15 protein-coding genes are annotated in these 18222 nt (G+C 68.9%); 5 read left to right on the forward strand and 10 right to left on the reverse strand.

Going from position 1 to position 18222, the window contains the following annotated elements; all coding sequences use genetic code 11:
- The first annotated feature begins 183 nt into the window (after positions 1 to 183).
- Positions 184 to 402, forward strand: coding sequence for a hypothetical protein (locus LG391_RS05555; RefSeq protein ID WP_225766987.1), 219 nt, complete (start codon positions 184 to 186; stop codon positions 400 to 402).
- Positions 403 to 457: 55 nt separating this feature from the next.
- Here the strand turns inward: LG391_RS05555 and LG391_RS05560 are convergent, their stop codons facing one another.
- The 5 genes from LG391_RS05560 to LG391_RS05580 form a co-directional block, all read right to left on the reverse strand.
- Positions 458 to 745, reverse strand: coding sequence for a hypothetical protein (locus LG391_RS05560; protein WP_225766988.1), 288 nt, complete (start codon positions 743 to 745; stop codon positions 458 to 460).
- A gap of 75 nt (positions 746 to 820) precedes the next feature.
- Positions 821 to 2452: a terminase large subunit gene (locus LG391_RS05565; RefSeq protein ID WP_225766989.1), complete on the reverse strand. Its 1632-nt coding sequence runs from the start codon at positions 2450 to 2452 to the stop codon at positions 821 to 823.
- A gap of 91 nt (positions 2453 to 2543) precedes the next feature.
- The gene (locus LG391_RS05570) at positions 2544 to 2840 is read right to left on the reverse strand and encodes an HNH endonuclease (RefSeq protein ID WP_225766990.1); all 297 of its coding nucleotides are present in this window, start codon (positions 2838 to 2840) and stop codon (positions 2544 to 2546) included.
- A complete protein-coding gene (locus LG391_RS05575) occupies positions 2837 to 3862 on the reverse strand; it encodes a hypothetical protein (RefSeq protein ID WP_225766991.1) in 1026 nt (341 codons plus the stop codon). The genes LG391_RS05570 and LG391_RS05575 overlap by 4 nt, the downstream gene beginning before the upstream one ends.
- Entirely contained in the window at positions 3859 to 4008 is a 150-nt protein-coding gene (locus LG391_RS05580) for a hypothetical protein (RefSeq protein WP_225766992.1), read from the reverse strand. The genes LG391_RS05575 and LG391_RS05580 overlap by 4 nt, the downstream gene beginning before the upstream one ends.
- Positions 4009 to 4495: 487 nt before the next feature.
- Here LG391_RS05580 and LG391_RS05585 point away from each other — a divergent pair, with 487 nt between their 5' ends.
- Positions 4496 to 7693 (forward strand): hypothetical protein, encoded by a 3198-nt coding sequence (locus tag LG391_RS05585; RefSeq protein WP_225766993.1) that lies wholly within the window; start codon positions 4496 to 4498, stop codon positions 7691 to 7693.
- A 2-nt stretch (positions 7694 to 7695) separates the two neighbouring features.
- On the opposite strand, the gene LG391_RS05590 is transcribed toward LG391_RS05585, so the two are convergent.
- Entirely contained in the window at positions 7696 to 8319 is a 624-nt protein-coding gene (locus LG391_RS05590; RefSeq protein WP_225766994.1) for a GntR family transcriptional regulator, read from the reverse strand.
- Positions 8320 to 8492: 173 nt separating this feature from the next.
- On the opposite strand from LG391_RS05590, the gene LG391_RS05595 reads away from it, so the two are divergent.
- From LG391_RS05595 to LG391_RS05605, 3 genes are read left to right on the forward strand one after another with little or no spacing between them, the layout of a single operon-like run.
- Entirely contained in the window at positions 8493 to 9353 is an 861-nt protein-coding gene (locus LG391_RS05595) for an alpha/beta hydrolase (RefSeq protein ID WP_225766995.1), read from the forward strand.
- Positions 9354 to 9375: 22 nt separating this feature from the next.
- On the forward strand, positions 9376 to 10920 hold the full coding sequence (locus tag LG391_RS05600; RefSeq protein WP_225766996.1) for an ABC transporter substrate-binding protein: 1545 nt from the start codon (positions 9376 to 9378) through the stop codon (positions 10918 to 10920).
- Entirely contained in the window at positions 10917 to 11747 is an 831-nt protein-coding gene (locus LG391_RS05605; RefSeq protein ID WP_225766997.1) for a carbon-nitrogen hydrolase family protein, read from the forward strand. Before LG391_RS05600 ends, LG391_RS05605 begins: the two co-directional genes overlap by 4 nt.
- 10 nt (positions 11748 to 11757) lie before the next feature.
- Here the strand turns inward: LG391_RS05605 and LG391_RS05610 are convergent, their stop codons facing one another.
- The 4 genes from LG391_RS05610 to LG391_RS05625 all read right to left on the reverse strand — a co-directional run bounded on the left by LG391_RS05610 (position 11758) and on the right by LG391_RS05625 (position 18165).
- Positions 11758 to 13266, reverse strand: coding sequence for a Ppx/GppA family phosphatase (locus tag LG391_RS05610; protein ID WP_225766998.1), 1509 nt, complete (start codon positions 13264 to 13266; stop codon positions 11758 to 11760).
- Between the two features lie 14 nt (positions 13267 to 13280).
- A complete protein-coding gene (locus LG391_RS05615; protein ID WP_225767643.1) occupies positions 13281 to 15473 on the reverse strand; it encodes an RNA degradosome polyphosphate kinase in 2193 nt (730 codons plus the stop codon).
- 144 nt (positions 15474 to 15617) lie between these two features.
- The gene (gene ppk2, locus LG391_RS05620) at positions 15618 to 16535 is read right to left on the reverse strand and encodes a polyphosphate kinase 2 (RefSeq protein WP_225766999.1); all 918 of its coding nucleotides are present in this window, start codon (positions 16533 to 16535) and stop codon (positions 15618 to 15620) included.
- A 103-nt stretch (positions 16536 to 16638) separates the two neighbouring features.
- The gene (locus LG391_RS05625; protein ID WP_225767000.1) at positions 16639 to 18165 is read right to left on the reverse strand and encodes a helicase HerA-like domain-containing protein; all 1527 of its coding nucleotides are present in this window, start codon (positions 18163 to 18165) and stop codon (positions 16639 to 16641) included.
- Positions 18166 to 18222: the final 57 nt, after the last annotated feature.

The following is an 18222-nucleotide window of genomic DNA, read 5'->3' on the forward strand; positions in this document are numbered from 1 at the left end:
AATCGAGAGGTCGACCGCGCGTCGACGCGATACTGGTTGGCGTCCGCATGCCGCCGGAAGATCTGGCCCGGCTCGATGCCTGGATCGAGGGCCAGCCGGAGCCGAAACCGACGCGACCGAATGCCATCCGGCAATTGGTCGAGCGTGGGTACCAAATTTCACCCAACCGCAGGAAAAAAGCTAATGCCGAAGAAGACGATTGAAGATCTTAAGAATTTGCATAGCGCATTGATTGAGCAGAGGGCAATCGAAGCCTATCGGCTTGCTGGACCTCACCATGAAACACAGCTGGAGAAGCTTTCCAAACTGCAGGTGGCAATTCAGGCAATCGAGGCCGTGATCGCCGAGGGCAAGGACGAGCCGGATAGTGGTTATGACAGCACGATGGCATGGGTTGGCTAGGCGATCGGTGCACGAATTAGAAGGAGGGGCGGCGCCGCCGCCCGTCCCCCGAGGATCATTTCAGGACTTTTTTGAGCCAAGCAGATCCTGCGTCGTTAAATCCCTTCCAGGCCGCCGGCGCATTCGCCGTCAACACAATGAGCTTATCGTTTGAGTCGAGATGTTTTCCGATTTTGTTCCGAACCTGCTCTGGTGTTTCGGACGTGACCACCAACCATGTAGTAGTCAACATATGCCATCGTTCTGTACCAATACCCTCAATCTCCTTAACGACTGCATCCCTCTTCTTTTCGTAATTTGATCCTTCTCTGACCAAATCATAGCTTATCAAAAGAGTCGCCATAAAATATCTCCCTAGAATGGCTCCGCAGCTGTAATTGCCACGGTTCGCCATCGTGAGAATAACATCTCTGTCGGCCTAAGCCACCAGCACGCGATCGCCGCCGAACTCGAAGACCGGGACCGGCGGCGTCTTGGCGTGCAGGCCGCAGGCCATCGCCAGCGCGACGGCGCCATCGATGCGGGTCCGGGCCTTGTCCTTGTCCAGCTTCCGGTTACCGGCCGGGTCGCTGGTCACGACGGCATTGGCGATGTTCCAGGTGAGCACCGGGTGCCCGGCGTGCTTCAGGTTGCCGTTCAAGATCGCTGTCTCGAAGGCGTCCAGCGCCGGCCCCATGCTGACGTACCCTTGCCCCCACTCCACCAGCGGCAGGTCGATGCCCTCGCCATCGAGGATCTGCTGCAGGTCCTTCATCCTCCAGCGGTCGAAGGCGATGCCCTGCAGGTCGAACTCGGCCGCGATCTCGGCCAGTCGCTGCGCCACCGCGAGCTTGTTCACAGCCCGGCCCGCCGGCGTCTCCAGGTAGCCGGCGTCCCGCCACTCGACATAGGGCACCTTGTCCCGGTCGGCCCGATCCTGGAGGTTGTCGCCCGGCAGCCAGAACCACGGCAGGACGGCCCCGCCATCGTCCGGGAAATAGAGCACCAGCGCCGTGAGGTCCGTCGTGCTCGACAGGTCCAGCCCGCCCCAGCAGGGCCGGCCGCGTAGCGCCGTGGCGTCGATCGCCTCGACCTGGCAGACCAGCCAGTCGGCCCGCTTGATCAGCCCCTTCTCGTCGTTCACCGGCTGGTTCAGGTACAGGCTCCGGAACGCCGTCTCGCGCGCGGGGATGCGCCGCGCCTGCATGGCGCTGGTCCGCATCTCGTCCAGCGACCGGAAATCTCCCAGCGCCGGGTTGCAGGCCCGCCACGTGTCTTCCGACCACGGGTCCGCCTCCATCGGCGCCGAGAAGATCGAGGCGTGGAAGGTCGGGTCGACGATCACGCCGTCGAGCACCTGGCGCCCGTAGGCGACCAGCTCCGACATGATGTGCAGCGGGTCCGGCGACATCGTGCTGATCACCACCGTCAGGGGTTCGGCCCGCGCCGCCGTCGAGGTCGTCAGCACGTCGTAGAGGTGCCGGTCGGGCGCCTGCGCCAGCTCGTCGTAAACGATGAAGCTGGCCGAGAAGCCGTGCTTGCTCCGCACCTCGGCCGACAGCGCCTGATAGATCGAGCCGGTCTCGGCGTCCTCGAGGTGCTTGTTGAAGTCGCGGACCACGATGCGCTCGGCCATCCAGGGCACCGCCTCGATGATCGCCTTCATCTCGGCGTAGAGCAGCGCGGCTTGGTTCTTGTCCGCCGCCGCCGAATAGACCTGGCCGCGCGCCTCGGCCTCCGGCCCGCACAGGTGGCAGAGCGCCAGCGCTGCCGCCAGCCCGGTCTTGCCGTTCTTCCGCGGCATCGTCAGCAGAGCCGTCCTGACCACTCTCAGGCCGTCGTCGCGCACCGGGTCATAGATCGCCCGGATGATCGCCCGCTGCCACTCGCGCAGGCGCATGCGCTCGCCCGCGAGCACGCCCGAGGTGATCGGCAGGCTCTCAATGAAGACGGTCACCCGATCCGAGCGGGACAGGCCCCGTTTGGTCCAGGGTTGCGCCGCCTTCTTCGCCGGCTTGCCGCCCTTCAGCCGAGACTTCACCGGCTTGGCGCCCGGTCCCCTCAGGCCCATGGCTGGTTACCTTCAGTAACTAACTCTCGAAAGAGTGCCCGCGCCGGTCCCAAGGCCCAGCCGTGAGACATTTTTCGTCCGAGCCGGACCGTCACGATGCCCCTCCGTTGCGGTTCCATGCATGGTCGGGGTCGATCGGCCAGCCTTGGGCATCGCACCCCTTCGGCCGCATCGCTTGGCCGTGCGCCGTGATCCGGTTGTGGCAGGCATGGCAGACGCCGCGCAGGTTCGACATGCTGTCGGCCCCTCCCCTGCGCCGCGGCACGATGTGATCCGGGATGGTCGAGCGCGCCGTGCAGCCCGGCATCCGGCAGATCGGGTCGCGCTTCAGCACCGCCGCCCGCAGCGCCTTCCATTCGGCCGTCTTGTAGTAGGGATCGCCGCTCATGCCGCCCTCCTGCCGATCACTGCCATGACGGCGCCGACGATCCGCTTCTGGCTCGGCCGGGTCCCACGCGCCTTGCCGGTCGCGATGTTGCGGATGCCGCCAGTGCCGAGCCCGGATGCGGTTCCCAGCGCCTCGATGTCGATGCCGGCGTCGAGCAGATCGCTCAGCCAGTGTGCGAACGTCGCGCCGTCCAACGTCTCAGGGTTGGAGACGCTTGTTGCGAGCCGTTCGCAATCGGCCGCCGGAGGGTAACAATATTGCTTGTCGTGTGGGTTGGCCGGCGGCGACGACAGAGGGGACCCAAACGGCGGGAGGGACGACGACGACGCGGCCAGCCGCTCGACGATCAGGTCGACATGGCCGCCGACGTGCCTCGGCTCTGCTGCATCCGTGCGCGTCGCCGGCTCTGGCTGTCGGGGGCCGACGCCGTCGCCGCGCACTGCGGCCGGCTCAACACTCCCTGGTATATTAGAAGTGTCCCTCTGGGGGGACTGTGACGGGGGCGAATTCGGCCCTGACAGTCCCTCTGGGGGGACTATAGACCCTTCGTTTCGAAGGTTCGGCCGTTCCGTGTCCTCCTGGGGGGACTGGGTGTCCCGCTGGGGGGACTGGCTTTTGGATTTCATCTTACCGTTCGTGTCCCGCTGGGGGGACGCGGATCGCATGAAATCCTTCGTCGCCAGCTTCCCGCCCACCGGCTCCGCCGTGAGCTCCCAAGTACGAGCCATGTTCTTCTGGTCGAAGGTCGAGGCCCGCCGGACCTTCAGGAAGCCGCGCTCCACCAGCTCCTCGAAGGCGCGTGCCGCGGGCGACTTCGCCAAGCCGATCCCCTCGGCGTCGCGCACGGCATAGGCGATCTCGCCGTTGTTCTGGCCGTTGTGGCGCGACCACAGGTCGATCAGCAACTTGACCGCGTTCGGGGTCAGGGTCCGCCAAGCCTCGGACTTCAGCATCCAGATCGGCAGCCGGACGAACGGCTCGGCCTTGCTGCGGCCGGTCGCGTTGACGCCGCGGCCCTTCATGCCGCCCTCCGCTCGATAGCGGCGGCGAGCCGGCGCAGCTCACGGACGGCGTCCTCCTTCTCCGCGAACAGGGTTTCGGGATCGCCGCCGTAGAGCCGGCTCAGCCGGTCCACCTGCCGGGCGATCGAGCGCAGGCGGTCGGGCACGGACTCGCCGTCCCTCTGGCCGGCGGGCCGGGTCTGTGCTAACACGCTATTCGCACGCAACACTCGCAGACTCCTGCGATTTCGTGCGTCGAATTGCGGTGCTTTGCTAGGTCAAGCCTTTGGTCTTCTTGCCATTGTTCCCCAATGGCATTGTAGAGGTCAGGAGTTCGATCCTCCTTGGCTCCACCAAATCAAGGGCCCAGCCGGCAGCGCTGGGCCCTTTTCTTTTGCGCGCCGACATCGTGAGGCCCCGGAAGCCTACCGGACGGGCGGGCCGGCCATGCCGCTCCCGACCGGCCCGATGCGCGTGAGTTGATCGCCTTCACCGGCCTGTCGACAGGCCGGATGTCGTCGCGCCGATTGTTGATGACGCTTTCGTGACCGGAATAAGCAGCGTGCTGATAGAGTGTTTCTGGTAACCCAACGTCGCTAAGGACCGTGACCCAGGCGGCGTGGATGCGCTTTCTCTTTGAGGGAGAGGTCCGCCATGCTGACGCCGCTGTCCGGCCATCGTAGAACCCCGCAGCCCGCCAAGGCTGCGCCGGTGCAACCCGCGCAGGGAGCGGGCTTCACCGCGGCGGTCGACCGGGCGCGGCGCGACGTTCAGGGCCCGGCCGAACAGACCAATCCGGGCGGGGTCATCGTCCGCCAGATCCGCTACGGCGACACCGTGATCGGCATCGGCGGCGAGCACGGCTTCACCCGCGAGCAGATGCTGCTGATGCTGCCGCGGCTGAAGGACAATCCGAACCTGATCCAGGCCGGCGACACGCTGGAGTTCCTGGAGAAGCCGCTGTTCGACACCGTCCAGAAGGCCGTGGCCACGACGCAGGAGGCGTTGGCGTCCCGCAACTCTGCGGCGGACATGCAGCGGAGTCTGGCCGGGCCGATGGAGCCGGGCGAACGCAAGCAGTACCAGATGGAATTGCCGAACGTGCAGAACAACGCCAGCGCCAAGGAGAGCGAGGCGAAGGACCTGCTGAAGCAGGGCTTCCTGGAGGCCGGCCTGCCGGTGGCCCTGGACCCGTCCGCCCTGCCCGCTGCGCTGGATGCGCATGCCGCGCCGGTGAAGGCCACGGGCCGGGGCCAGCCCGGCTTCGCCGAGATCGTGGACGGCGCCCGCCAGGACACGCTGGACGAGCTGGACCGCATCTTCGGGCCGCTGCGCGACAGCTATGCCAGGGCGAAGCAGAGCAACGACTGGGCGCCGCTGCGCGACGCCGCGATCCGGCAGATGCAAGCGCTGACCAAGGACAGCCCCGACCGCGAGAGGGCCGTGCGCGACATCGGCGACATCCTGATCACGGCCGGCGGCGCCGACGCGGGCAGCCCCTACTCCGCCGCCATCCGCGATGCCGCTGACAGCGTCCTGACCCTGCCGCATGTCCAGGCGATCCAGGGCAAGGAAAACAACATCGACGAGGCCCTGAAGGACCCCGACGGCGTGCCGGTGCTGACGGCGCTGGACGCCGAGACCGCCAAGCTGTCGCCCGAGCTGGCCGTGCGGGTGGTCATGGGCAAGGAGGCGGCGCCCGGTGAGCGCGCCATCCCGGGCGCCGGCGACATCGCCGACCGCGCGGTGGCCGACATGCTGCATTTCACCACCGAGCAGGGAATGTCGACCCGGACCATGCCGGGCGAGGTCAAGTTCAACCGCGCGGTCGACACCCTGGCCGTCGTCACCGATCGGCTGGCCCAGGCGAAGAACGGCAGCGGCGAGCCCGCGGTCGACCGCATGGCCGAGATCCTGGCCAAGCCGATCGACGAGGTGGCCCGCAAATCCGGCGACGCCGGCATGCGGCTGGCCGGCGAAACCGGCGTGGCCCTGCGCGAATCGATGAAGGAGATGCGCAGCTCGCCCAAGCTGGCGGTGGCGCTGGCCGAGAAGCTGCGCGGCATGGGCCGGACCGCGGAGGCCGACAAGATCCTCGACCTCGCCGGGCAGGGGGTCGAGAAGATCATGGCGTCGGCCGGCGACACCGGAAAGTCCCTGAAGACCGACTTCCTCGGCGTCGCCGGCACCGGCGGTCAGAACGTCTCGCCGGAAGCCCATGCCGACGGCGTGAAGGCGCTGTCCGAGCATCACAAGGGTCTTCTGGACAAGGTCGACCGGACCGGCGAGCTGACGGTGCTGACGCTCGACGCCCTGAAGGATCTGCCGGAGGAGTGGCGCAAGCAGCCGGGCGGCGGCCGCCTGTTCCACGCCCGCGACGAGCTGCAGGACAGCCTGAAGCAGGAGGATGGCGACATCTCCGTCCTGCTGATGGCCAGCCCCAAGGCGGCGATCCAGCTGAACCGGATCGACAGCGACCGCGAGCATGCCCTGCTGGAGAAGATCCCGGACGAGGATTTGGACAAGCTGATCGACCGGCTGGGCCAGCTGCCGCCCTCGGACCCGGTCTCGGAGATCGCCCGGCGCCTGGGCACGGGCGAACCGGCGCGGCAGGCGCTGCGCGAGGACGCGGTGACGACGCTGGCGCTGTTCCAGCATGTCGCCCAGACCCAGCAGCCGCCGACGGAGGGGTCGCCCCAGGTCCCGGGGGCGCCGGACCTCGGCTTCGTCTCGCGCATGGGCCGCTGGGCGATCTACGAGATCATCGGGTCGCGCAAGGAGAACGGCAGGGGCTTCGCCCCCGGGCTGCCGCTGGAGCCCAAGCCGGGCGCCGTCGCCGCCGCCGAGGCGGCCGCGTCCAACCAGGCCACCCGGCAGGCGCTGTCGGAATATGCGCGCGGCTTCGACCCCAACCGCACCGGCAACTGGGCGCGGCTGGCCGACATGGCCCGCGGCACTTGGCAGACGATCAATCCGCCGATGGAGATCGTGGCGCGCCCCGGCCTGGTCGGGCCGGGGTCGCATCTGCTGACCGCCGGGCTGCAGGCCTGGGGCGTCATGTACACCGACCAGAAATACCCGATCCTGGACCAGGCCTGGGGCTGGTGGTTCTCGGCCTCGGCGGCGGACCAGATGCTGCATTTCGCCGACAGCCTGCGGAAGGAGCCGAGCTTCTCGGCGATCCAGGGCCTGCCCCGCTACGAATGGGTAACGCGCGGGCTGACCTACAGCTTCCAGGCGCTGTCGGTCCTGTACGTCGCCAACGAGCTGCGGAAGGGCGACGTCGCCATGGCGGCGGCCTGGGTGCCGGGCACGGTGATGAGCTTCTCGGGGCCGGCGGCGGCGGTCGGCCGCATCACCGGCCTGGGCGGGCCGATGGCCGGCGCCGCGGGGTGGCTCCTGACCGCGGTGCTGGTGACCGCGATCTCGCAGTACCGCCACGTCCAGGAGGCGAACCGGCGCGAGCCGATGTTCGGTGCCTACATGAAGGGCGCGCTGCCGGGAGTGGAGAAGCCGGAGAGCTTCGCCAACTGCGACGAGGACGGCCGGCCCTACCTGGCGCTGCAGCCCGAGATCGCCCGGCGGCTCGGCATCGATCCGGCGGCCATGACCAACTACGTCGCCGGGCTGAAGGTCGATGAGCGGGACAGGTTCATCGACTATGCCCTGCAGGTGAAGCCGGACAAGGACGGGAACTACCCCGTCGAGCGGACGAAGCGGAAATCGAGCGGCTATAACCCCTATGCCGGCGGCGGTTTCGACGCCCCCGGCATCCAGCGCAGCGAGATCGAATCGATCGACGACTTCCTGGCCTGGGCGAAGCAGGAGGGCTACAAGCTGCCGGGCCGCTAGCGCTATCGCCGGTTGATGTGGTGGTCGATCAGCTGCCTCAGCGCCGCCGCGTCGCGGGCGCGGATGGCGGCGATCATGGCGTGGTGCTCCTGCGCGCTCAGGCGCAAGCCGGCCAGGGTGAACCAGCGGCCGGTGGTGCCGGACTGGCCACGCTCGCGCATGTCGTGGATCAGCGCCGCCAGCACCGGATTGCCGGCGATGTCGTAGAGCCGGCGGTGGAAGGCGTAGTTCAGCTCGGTCCGGGTCGGCGGATCGCCGGTCTCGATCGCCTGCTCGAACCGCGCCGCGATGTCGTCGAGCTCGGCCAGGTCGGCCGCCGTCGCCCGCGCCACCACCGGCTCCGCCGCGCCGGTCTCGAGGATCGTCCGCACCGCTTTCAGATGCAGCAGCTCCTCCGGATCGGGCGCCGCCACCCGGAAGCCGCTGTTGACCTTGTGCTCCACCAGCCGGCGATTCTTCAGCTCGACCAGCGCCTGCCGCACCTCGAAGCGGTTGGCCTCGTAGCGCTCCTGCAGATCGATCTGCTTCAGCCACTCCCCCGCCCGGTAGACGCCGTAGAGGATGTCGTCCCGGATCGCCTCGACCAGCGTCCCGACCCGCCCTTGATCCGTGTCCTGCCGCTTCATCGCCCTTCGGTGTCTTGTTCCGTGCGCGCTCCGGCGCGCCAGCCGCCGTTGTAGCATGCCGGGTTGCCGTCCGCGATTTTGACGTCTATCGTCATGGAAAAATTGGCGCCAATTTTGGAGAAAGCCAAATGGCGGACGGCGGCGTGCTGAAGGCGGATTTGGAATCAGCTTCTATGGCAGCCTCCGGAACGGCGGCGCAGCCGGCGTCGGCAGTTCCGCGCCGCACCGGCACCACACCCCTGCTCTCCTGCCGGGCCGATCCGCGCTTCGGCTACAGCCTGTTCGTGCCGCCCCAGCTGCGCGGGACCGAGCGGGTGCCGCTGCTGGTGTCGGTGCATGGCAGCCTGCGGGGCGTGGAGTCGAGCCGCGACGCCTTCGCCGATTTCGCCCGCTGGCACGGCGCCGTGGTGCTGGCGCCGCTGTTCCCGGCCGATCCGCTCGGCGACGGCAACGAGGACGGCTACAAATACCTGGCCGAGGGCGACATCCGGTACGACCGGCTGCTGCTGGCAATGGTGGCGGAGGCCGAGGCGCGCACCGGACTGGGCTTTGACCGCTTCTGCCTGGCGGGATTCTCCGGCGGCGCCCATTTCGCCCATCGCTTCCTGCTGCTGCATCCGGAGCGGCTGCGCGCCGTGTCGATCGGCGCTCCGGGGTCGGTCACGCTGATCGACCCGAAGCGCAGCTGGTGGGTGGGCACGCGGGACATGGAACGGATCTTCGGCCGCACCCCGGACCTGGAGGCGCTGCGCCGCGTGCCGGTGCATCTGGCGGTCGGCGACAGCGACCTGGAGACGGTGTCGATCACCCATCGCCCCGGCAGCCGGCACTGGATGGAGGACGCCAACCGGGCCGGAGCCAATCGGATCACCCGGCTGACCAGCCTGCGCCGCAACCTGCAGGCGCATGGCCTGGCGGTGCGGCACGACATCATCCCCGGCGCCGCCCACGATTTCGCGGCGGTGGCGGAGCGGGCGCGCGACTTCTTCCACGACGTGCTCGGCCCCGGCCGGGCCACCGCCTTCGGCGCATAACCACGAACAGACAGGGGGCAGAATGAACCGGCTCATGCTTCTGGCTACGGCGGCGGTGCTGGTCGCGGTTCCCGCCGCGGCCGAGACGCCGCGTGGCGGCACCATCAACACCGTGCTGTCAGCCGACATCCGCAGCACCAATCCCGGCGTCGACCGCGACGGCGCCACCGACATCGTGCATCAGCACATCGTCGAGGGGCTCGTCGGCTTCCGCGAGGACCTGGAGGTCGGGCCGATGCTGGCCGACCGCTGGGACGTGTCGCCGGACGGCCGCACCTACACCTTTCAGCTGCGCCGCGGCGTCAGGTTCCAGAACGGCGCGACCATGACCTCGGCCGAGGTGAAATGGTCGTGGGACCGGCTGATGGACCCGGCGACGAAATGGCGCTGCCGCGACGTCTACGCCGGCGACAACGGGCTGAAGGTCGAGAGCGTGACGGCGCCCGACCCGGACACCGTGGTCTATGTGCTGGACCGGCCGAGCGCCGGCTTCCTGTACAACCTGGCGCGGATGGATTGCGGCGGCACGCCGGTGCTGCACCCGACCTCGGTGAAGCCGGACGGCAGCTGGGACAAGCCGGTCGGCACCGGCCCCTTCATCCTGTCCGACTGGCGGCCGGGGCAGTACATCGAGCTGGCCCGCTTCGACGGCTACACCCCGCGCGACGACGCGATGAGCGGCTATGTCGGGCGCAAGGAGGTGTTCGTCGACAAGGTCCGCTTCAACATCATGCCCGATTCCACGGCGAAGCTGACCGCGCTGCAGGCCGGCGCGCTGGACACCGCGCCCCTGGAATCGCAGGACCGGATCCAGATCCAGGACAACCCGGCCTTCACGGTCGAGTCCAGCATCACCCCGGGCTGGGAGGCGCTGATCCTGCAGTCCGAGGACCCGATCCTGCAGGACAAGCGGGTGCGGCAGGCGATCGTGATGGCGCTGGACCGCGCCGCCATCGCCGAGGCCGTCACCTTCGGCGGCTCCAAGTTCCAGGCGACGCCGGTGCCGGAGTTCAGCCCCTACCATTCCCAGGCCCAGACCGACGCCCTGCCCTACGACCCGGAGCGGGCCAAGGCCCTGCTGGCCGAGGCCGGCTACAAGGGCCAGCGCATCGTCATGACCGCGAACAAGCGCTACGCCGAGATGTATGATTGCGGCGTGCTGATGCAGGACATGCTGCGCGGCGTCGGGCTGAACGTCGAGCTTGAGGTACTGGAATGGACCGCCCAGCTCGACGCCTACCAGACCGGCAAGTTCCAGACCCAGTCCTTCTCCTACTCGCCGCGGCTCGACCCGCTGGGCCAGTGGGAGCGGATCATCGGCCTGCAGCCGCGCAAGATCTGGAAGGACCCGCGCGCCATCGACCTGCTGGCCCAGGCCAACGCCACCACCGACCGGGCGCAGATGCAGTCGGTGCTGGACCGGATCGGCCGGCTGTTCACCGAGGAGGCGCCGGCCGCCAGCCTGTATCTGCACGCCTCGGACTACGCCGTGGCCAAACGGATTCAGGGCTTCAAGGTGTGGCCGGCCGATGCGCCGCGCTACTGGAACGTGTCGGTGGCGAAATGACCGTGATCCGCGCCGCCTGCATCCAGCTGAATGTCGGGCCGGAGGTCGGCCCCAACATCGCCGCCGCCGGCGCCCTGGTCCGCGACGCCGCTTCCCGCGGGGCAACGCTGATCGCCCTGCCGGAGGTGGCGGATGCGATCATCGAGGACCCGGCGCTGCTGCGGGAGCGCGCGCAGCCCGAGGACCGGCACGAGGCGCTGGCCGCCTACCGCGCCCTGGCGCGGGAGACCGGGACGGCGCTGCTGCTGGGTTCCGCCGTCGTCCGCACGGAGGAGCCGCGCTTCGCCAACCGCTCCTACCTGCTCGGCCCCGACGGGGCGATCCTGGCGCGCTACGACAAGATCCACCTCTACGACGCCGATTTGCCGGACGGCGAGGTGCATCGCGAAAGCGCGCAGTTCGCGCCCGGCGGCACCGGGGTGGTGGCGCGGCTGCCGGGCGGCGTCCGGCTGGGCCTGACCATCTGCTACGACCTGCGCTTCCCGCAGCTGCATCGCGCCCTGGCCAAGGCGGGGGCGGAGATCCTGGCGGTGCCTGCCGCCTTCGCCTGCGCCACGGGCGCCGCGCATTGGGAGGTGCTGCTGCGGGCCCGGGCGATCGAGACCGGCTGCTTCGTCCTGGCCCCGGCCCAGACCGGCACGCATCACCTGGGCCGCCGCACCTGGGGCCATTCGCTGATCGTGTCGCCCTGGGGCGAGGTGCTGGCCGACGCCAGGACCGAGGTCGGGCTGGTGCTGGCCGATCTCGACCTCGACCGGGTCCGCGCCGCCCGCGCGGCCCTGCCGACGCTGAGGCACGACCGGGCGTTCGAGGTGGTGGAGGCCTGAGCCGGCCTCCCTACCCCGCCGCCCGGCGCGTTTCCTCGATCACGACGCGGCCCGGCTTGCCCAGCGCCTTGGCCACGGCATCGAGCCGGCGGTCGACGGCGAGGCCGGTCAGCGCCTCCTCGTCGGCCGGCAGGGTCAGCACCACCGCCTCCCCCGACACCGAGAGGCTGGTGCGCTCGAGCAGCGAGGTGGCGCCGCCGGTCAGGGTATGGGCCAGGCGCAGGGCCTGGCCGAGCAGCAGCGCCCGGCCGCGCATCGCCTCGGTCAGCAACTCGAGCACCGGCCCGGTCAGCGCGTCGCCGAGGCTGCCGCCGTAGCGGACATAGACGGCGGCCGCCAGGAACACGCGCTCGGCATGATCGAGGCCTGCGACCGGCATGCGCAGCACCCGCAGCCAGGCGTGCTCGGCGCGATAGTCGGGATGCTCGAACCAGCCGATGTCGGAGAGCAGGCTGGCCGCCTGGCGCAGCCGCGCGTCGTCGGCGGTCTCGTCCGGGAACACCGACCGGGTCCATTCCGCCACCACCTCGGCATGGCCGAAGCGGTCGAGCCGGTGCGCCAGCTCGGCGGCGGCGAAGATCAGCGGGTCGCGCGCCTGGTCCTCCGGCGGCAGCAGGTCGAACAGGTGCCCCTCGCGCAGGCCGAGGGCGGAGAACACCACCCGCGCCGGCTTCAGCGTCTTCAGCACGCCTTCCAGCACCAGCGCCGCCATCGGGAGCATCTCGATCCGGCGGCGCGAGATCGAGGCGCCGGACAGGGCCCCCTTGCTCTGCTTCGCCACCAGCCCGACGAACTCGGCGAGCGGCCCGGTCGGCACCGTGTACTGATGAATGATGTGCAGCGGGTGGTTCACCCGCTCCATGTACAGCTTGGCGATGGCGCGCCAGGCGCCGCCGACCGGGTAGAAGCTGCGGCCGGCATAGGCCGGCAGCCAGTCCTGCTGGCCCAGCGTATCGAGCACGACGCTGCGCGCCTCCTTGCGCGCGCCGGTCTCGTCCATCAGCCGGAAGGGCCCGAGCGGCAGGGTCACCTGCTCGTCGATCTCGCCGCGGTCGAGGCCGACCAGCTCGAGCGAGCCGCCGCCGAGATCGCCCATCACGCCGTCGACGTCGCGGATGCCGGAGAGGACGCCGAGCGCGGACAGCCGCGCCTCCTCCACCCCGCTGATCACGGTGACCGGCAGGCCGCAGCGGCGCTCGACCTCGGCGACGAAATCGGCGCCGTCCTCGGCCTCGCGCACCGCCGCGGTGGCCAGCACGTCGACCCGGTCGACGCCCATGCCCTCGAGCAGCCGGGTGAAGCGGGAGAGGTTGTCGAGCGCCTGGACGACGCCCTCGGGCGACAGCCGGCCGGCCTGGCCCAGGCCGCGGCCGAGCCCGCACATCACCTTCTCGTTGAACACCGGGACGGGCGACCGGGTGACCCGGTCATAGACGACGAGACGGATCGAGTTCGAGCCGATGTCGATGACGCCCACCCGCCCCGGCCGGGACGGCACGATCGGTCCGATACGGAACACCTAGCCTCAGATCCTCATTCCGCGGGCTTGACCAGGCGACGCGGCGCCCGTTTCGCATCCTTCAAGGCGCTGCCCCGGCCGGACAGGCTGGGGTTGGTCATGAAGTACATATGCGCGCTGAAAGCGTCCTCAGGCGCGTCGATCCGATGATAGCGGCCATCGGGGGCGAGCATCCAGGTGTTCGATTCATCCTTCAGATTGGCCAGCATGATCTGCTCCATCACCTGCTGGCGGACGGTGGCGTTCTCGAGCGGCACCAGGCTCTCGATCCGGCCGTCGAGGTTGCGCGGCATCCAGTCGGCCGAGGACAGGAACACCTTGGCCTGGCGTGAGGGCAGCCGCTGGCCGTTGGCGACGCACAGGATGCGGGCGTGCTCCAGGAATCGGCCGACGATCGAATGCACCCGGATGTTCTCCGACAGGCCGGGCACGCCGGGGCGCAGGCAGCAGATGCCGCGGATCACCAGGTCGATCTCCACCCCGGCCTGGGAGGCCTGGTACAGCTTGTCGATGATGGTGGCGTCGACCAGGGCGTTCAGCTTGACCCAGATCTGGGCCGGCTTGCCGGCCTTGGCGTTCTCGATCTCGGCCTCGATCAGCTCCATGATCCGGTCGCGCAGGAACAGGGGCGCGATCGACAGCTTGTCCAGCTTCGCCGGCTTGGCGTAGCCGGTCATGTAATTGAACATCGCCGCGGCGTCGCGGCCGAGCGCCGGGTCGCAGGTGAAGAAGCTCAGGTCGGTGTAGATCTTGGCGGTGATCGGGTGGTAGTTGCCGGTCCCGAAATGGGTATAGGTGCGCAGGCCGCCCTGCTCGCGCCGCACCACCATCGAGACCTTGGCGTGGGTCTTCAGGTGAATGATGCCGTAGACCACCTGCGCGCCCGCCCGCTCCAGGTCGCGGGCCCAGCGGATGTTGGCCTCCTCGTCGAAGCGGGCCTTCAGCTCGACCATCGCGGTGACCGATTTGCCGGCCTCCGCCGCCTCAACCAGGGCCTGGACGATCGGCGAGTCCTTCGAGGTGCGGTAGAGCGTCTGCTTGATCGCCACGACGTCGGGGTCGCGCGCCGCCTGGCGCAGGAACTGGACGACGATGTCGAAGCTCTCATAGGGATGATGGACGATGATGTCCTTGGCCCGGATCGCGGCGAAGCTGTCGCCACCGAAATCCCGCACCCGCTCCGGGAACCGGGCGTTGTAGGGCGGGAACAGCAGCTCCGGCCGCTCGTCGACGATCAGCTTCCTCGTGTCGCTGAGGCCGAGCAGCCGGTCCATGGCGAAGACGTCGTCCTCCTTCACCTTCAGCTTCTCGCAGACGAAGCGGCGCAGCGATTCCGGCACGTCGGAGGAGACGGCAAGGCGGATGACGACGCCCTTGCGCCGGCGCTTCAGAGCGCTCTCGAAGGTCTTGACCAGGTCCTCCGCCTCTTCATCGATCTCCATCTCGCTGTCGCGGATGACCCGGAACACGCCGCTGGCGCGCGGCGTGTAGCCGGGGAAGAGGCGGTCGAGGAACAGCTTGACGATGTCCTCGATCAGCACGAAGCGGATCGGCGATCCGGGCAGCCGGGTGAAGCGGTCGAGCTGCGGCGGCAGCGGCACGATCGCTTCCATCTCGTCCTGCGTCTCCTCCCCGGTGTTGACCAGGGTCAGGGCCAGGCAGAGGCCGAGATTGGGGATGAAGGGGAAGGGATGCGCCGGATCGATCGCGAGCGGCGTCAACACCGGGAACATCTCGCTGAGGAACCGTTCCTCCAGCCAGGCCTTCTCCGATCTGGTCAGCTCGTCCTGCCCGACCACGGCGATGCCGGCAGCGCGCAGCTCCTCGCTCAGGGCGCGCCAGCAATGCTGCTGGTCGCGCATCAGCTCCTGCACCCGGGCGGTGATCTCGCCGAGCTGCTGCGCCGGGCTGAGCCCGTCCTGGCTGGGCGAGACGACGCCGAGCGCCACCTGCGCCTTCAGCCCGGCGACGCGGACCATGTAGAACTCGTCAAGGTTCGAGGCCGAGATCGACAGGAAGCGCAGCCGCTCCAGGAGCGGGTAGCGGGTGTTGTAGGCCTCCTCCAGCACGCGCTGGTTGAAGGCCAGCCAGGACAGCTCCCGGTTGATGAAGCGGTCGGGCGAATCCGCGGGGATCGCAGGCAGGGCGGGAGCGCGGACGGCCTCCGGCGCCTCGGCGGGAACAGCCTCGGCGGTGCTCTGCAACATGCTCACGGATCGCCTCACCTTCATCGATCGTAACAAAACTGTAATATCAAGCCCTTACCAAGCCCGATGTCGGCGCCACTATACACAAGCCCGAACCGGAAACGCCATGGCCGGGCGCGGGTTGCCGCGCCCGGTCCCCGCCCCTCAGTAGCGCTGGGGCACATAGAGCTCGGCCGGCAGCGTGCGGCGCTCGTAGTTCGGGTCGAACATCCGCTCCGGCAGCGTGATCTCCTCGTGCGGCACCTCGCCGTAAGGCACCATCGAGAGCAGGTGGGAGATGCAGTTCAGGCGCGCCCGCTTCTTGTCGTTGCCCTCCACGATGTGCCACGGCGCCTCGGGGATGCTGGTGCGCTCGAACATGTCCTCCTTGGCCTTGGTGTACTGCTCCCAGCGCACCCGGGACTGCAGGTCCATGGGCGAGAGCTTCCACTGCTTGATCGGGTCGTGGATACGCATGAGGAAGCGCAGCTGCTGCTCCTCGTCGGTGATGGAGAACCAGTACTTCACCAGGATGATGCCGGAGCGCACCAGCATGCGCTCGAACTCCGGCACGTCGCGGAAGAAATCCTCCACCTGGCTTTCGCTGGCGAAGCCCATGACGCGCTCGACGCCGGCGCGGTTGTACCAGCTGCGGTCGAACAGCACGATCTCCCCGGCCGCCGGCAGGTGCGGCACGTAGCGCTGGAAGTACCACTGGGTCTTCTCGCGGTCCGAAGGGGCCGGCAGCGCCACCACCCGGCAGGTGCGCGGATTGACGCGCTGCGTGATGCGCTTGATGGCGCCGCCCTTGCCGGCGCTGTCACGGCCCTCGAACAGGACAACCATCTTGAGGCCGTTGTACTGCACCCAGTCCTGCAGCTTCACGAGCTCGCCCTGAAGGCGCAGCAGCTCGTTGAAATAGGTGCGTCGGTCGAGGGTGTTCTTCCGGCGCGTCTCGAGCAGGGCGCGCAGCTCGGGCGGGACGCGGGCGTCGTCGACCGCCTGCTCCAGCTCCTCGTCGATGTCGTCCTCGAGTTCGATCTCGAGCCAGCTGCGGGTCTCGGTGTCTTTCAGCTCAGCCATGTGCCTGTCTCCTGCTGCCCCACCCGTGTACCCGGAAGCTTATGCAGTTTGGTGACAGCGCCGCCGGTCGCGCTCCCCGTGCCCCTCGTCCGGACGCTTCGCCTCAGCGCCTCCCGCCGAAGAGCGAGCCGAGGATGCCGCGGACCACGGCGCGGCCGATGGTGCCGCCGAGCGTGCTGGCGCCCGAACCGCCGACGCTGCGGCCGAGGCTGCGGCCCAGCTGGGTGCCGACCGAGCTGCCGGCGTTGCGGATGACGTCGCGGAAGATGGTCTCCGCCATGCTGGGGCCTTCCCTGGCCTCGGCCTTCGCCTCGACCTTGGTCTCGGCGGCCTCCGCCGCCTGCTGCTGCGCCTCGGCCGCCTTGGCGCTCAGCTTCTCATAGGCGGAGTCGCGGTCGACCGCGGTGCTGTATTTCGTGCTCATCCCGCCGGCCGCGATCGCCGCCTGGCGCTCGGCATCGGTGATCGGGCCGAGGCGCGAGACCGGCGGGCAGACCAGCGCCCGCTCGACCACCTCGGGGATGCCCTTGGGGTCGAGGAAGGAGACCAGCGCCTCGCCCACCGCCAGCTCCTGCAACGCGCGGGCGACGTCGAGGCCGGCTTCGGTGCGGAAGGTGTCGGCGCTGGCCTTCAGCGCCTTCTGGTCGCGCGGGGTGAAGGCGCGCAGCGCGTGCTGCGCCCGGTTGCCGAGCTGGGCCAGCACCTTGTCCGGCACGTCGATCGGATTCTGGGTGACGAAGTAGACGCCGACGCCCTTGGAGCGGATCAGCCGCACCACCTGTTCGACCTTCTCGACCAGCGCCTTGGGCGCGTCGTCGAACAGCAGATGCGCCTCGTCGAAGAAGAACACCAGCTTCGGCTTGTCCGGGTCGCCGACCTCGGGCAGGCGCTCGAACAGCTCGGAGAGGAGCCAAAGCAGGAAGGTGGCGTAGAGCCGCGGCGCCTGGATCAGCGTCTCCGCCGCCAGCACGTTGATCACGCCGCGTCCGTCGGGACCGGTGCGGATCAGGTCCGTGAGGTCGAGCGCCGGCTCGCCGAAGAAGGCCTCCGCCCCCTGCTGCTCCAGCACCAGCAGCTGGCGCTGGATGCTGCCGACCGAAGCCTTGGAGACGTTGCCGTACACGCCGGTGAACTTCGACGCGTTCTCGGCCATATGGGCCAGCAGCGCCTGCAGGTCCTTGAGGTCGAGCAGCAGCAGCCCTTCCTCGTCCGCCGCCTTGAAGGCGATGTTGAGCACGCCCTCCTGCGTGTCGTTGAGCTGCAGCAGGCGGGACAACAGGAGCGGCCCCATCTCCGCCACCGTGGCGCGGACCGGCGTGCCCTGCTTGCCGTACAGGTCCCAGAACACGGTCGGGAAGCCCTGGTACTTGAGCTCGCCGAGGCCGAGCGTCTTGGCGCGCTCCTCGATCTTCGGATTGGCCGCGCCGGGCTGGCTGATGCCGGCGATGTCGCCCTTCACATCCGCGACGAAGACCGGCACGCCGGCCTGGCTGAAGCCCTCGGCCAGGACCTTCAGCGACACCGTCTTGCCGGTGCCGGTGGCGCCGGCGATCAGTCCGTGGCGGTTGCCGAGGCCGAGCAGCAGCCGGTGCTCGCGCTGGCCCTTGGCAAAGTAGAGTCCGTCGGTCATGTCCGTCTCCTCGGCCCGCAGCCCGGCATAACGGGCGCATCATCCGCATGGTGCCTC

This window comes from Inquilinus sp. Marseille-Q2685 (genome assembly GCF_916619195.1).
Taxonomy (GTDB): Bacteria; Pseudomonadota; Alphaproteobacteria; order DSM-16000; family Inquilinaceae; genus Inquilinus.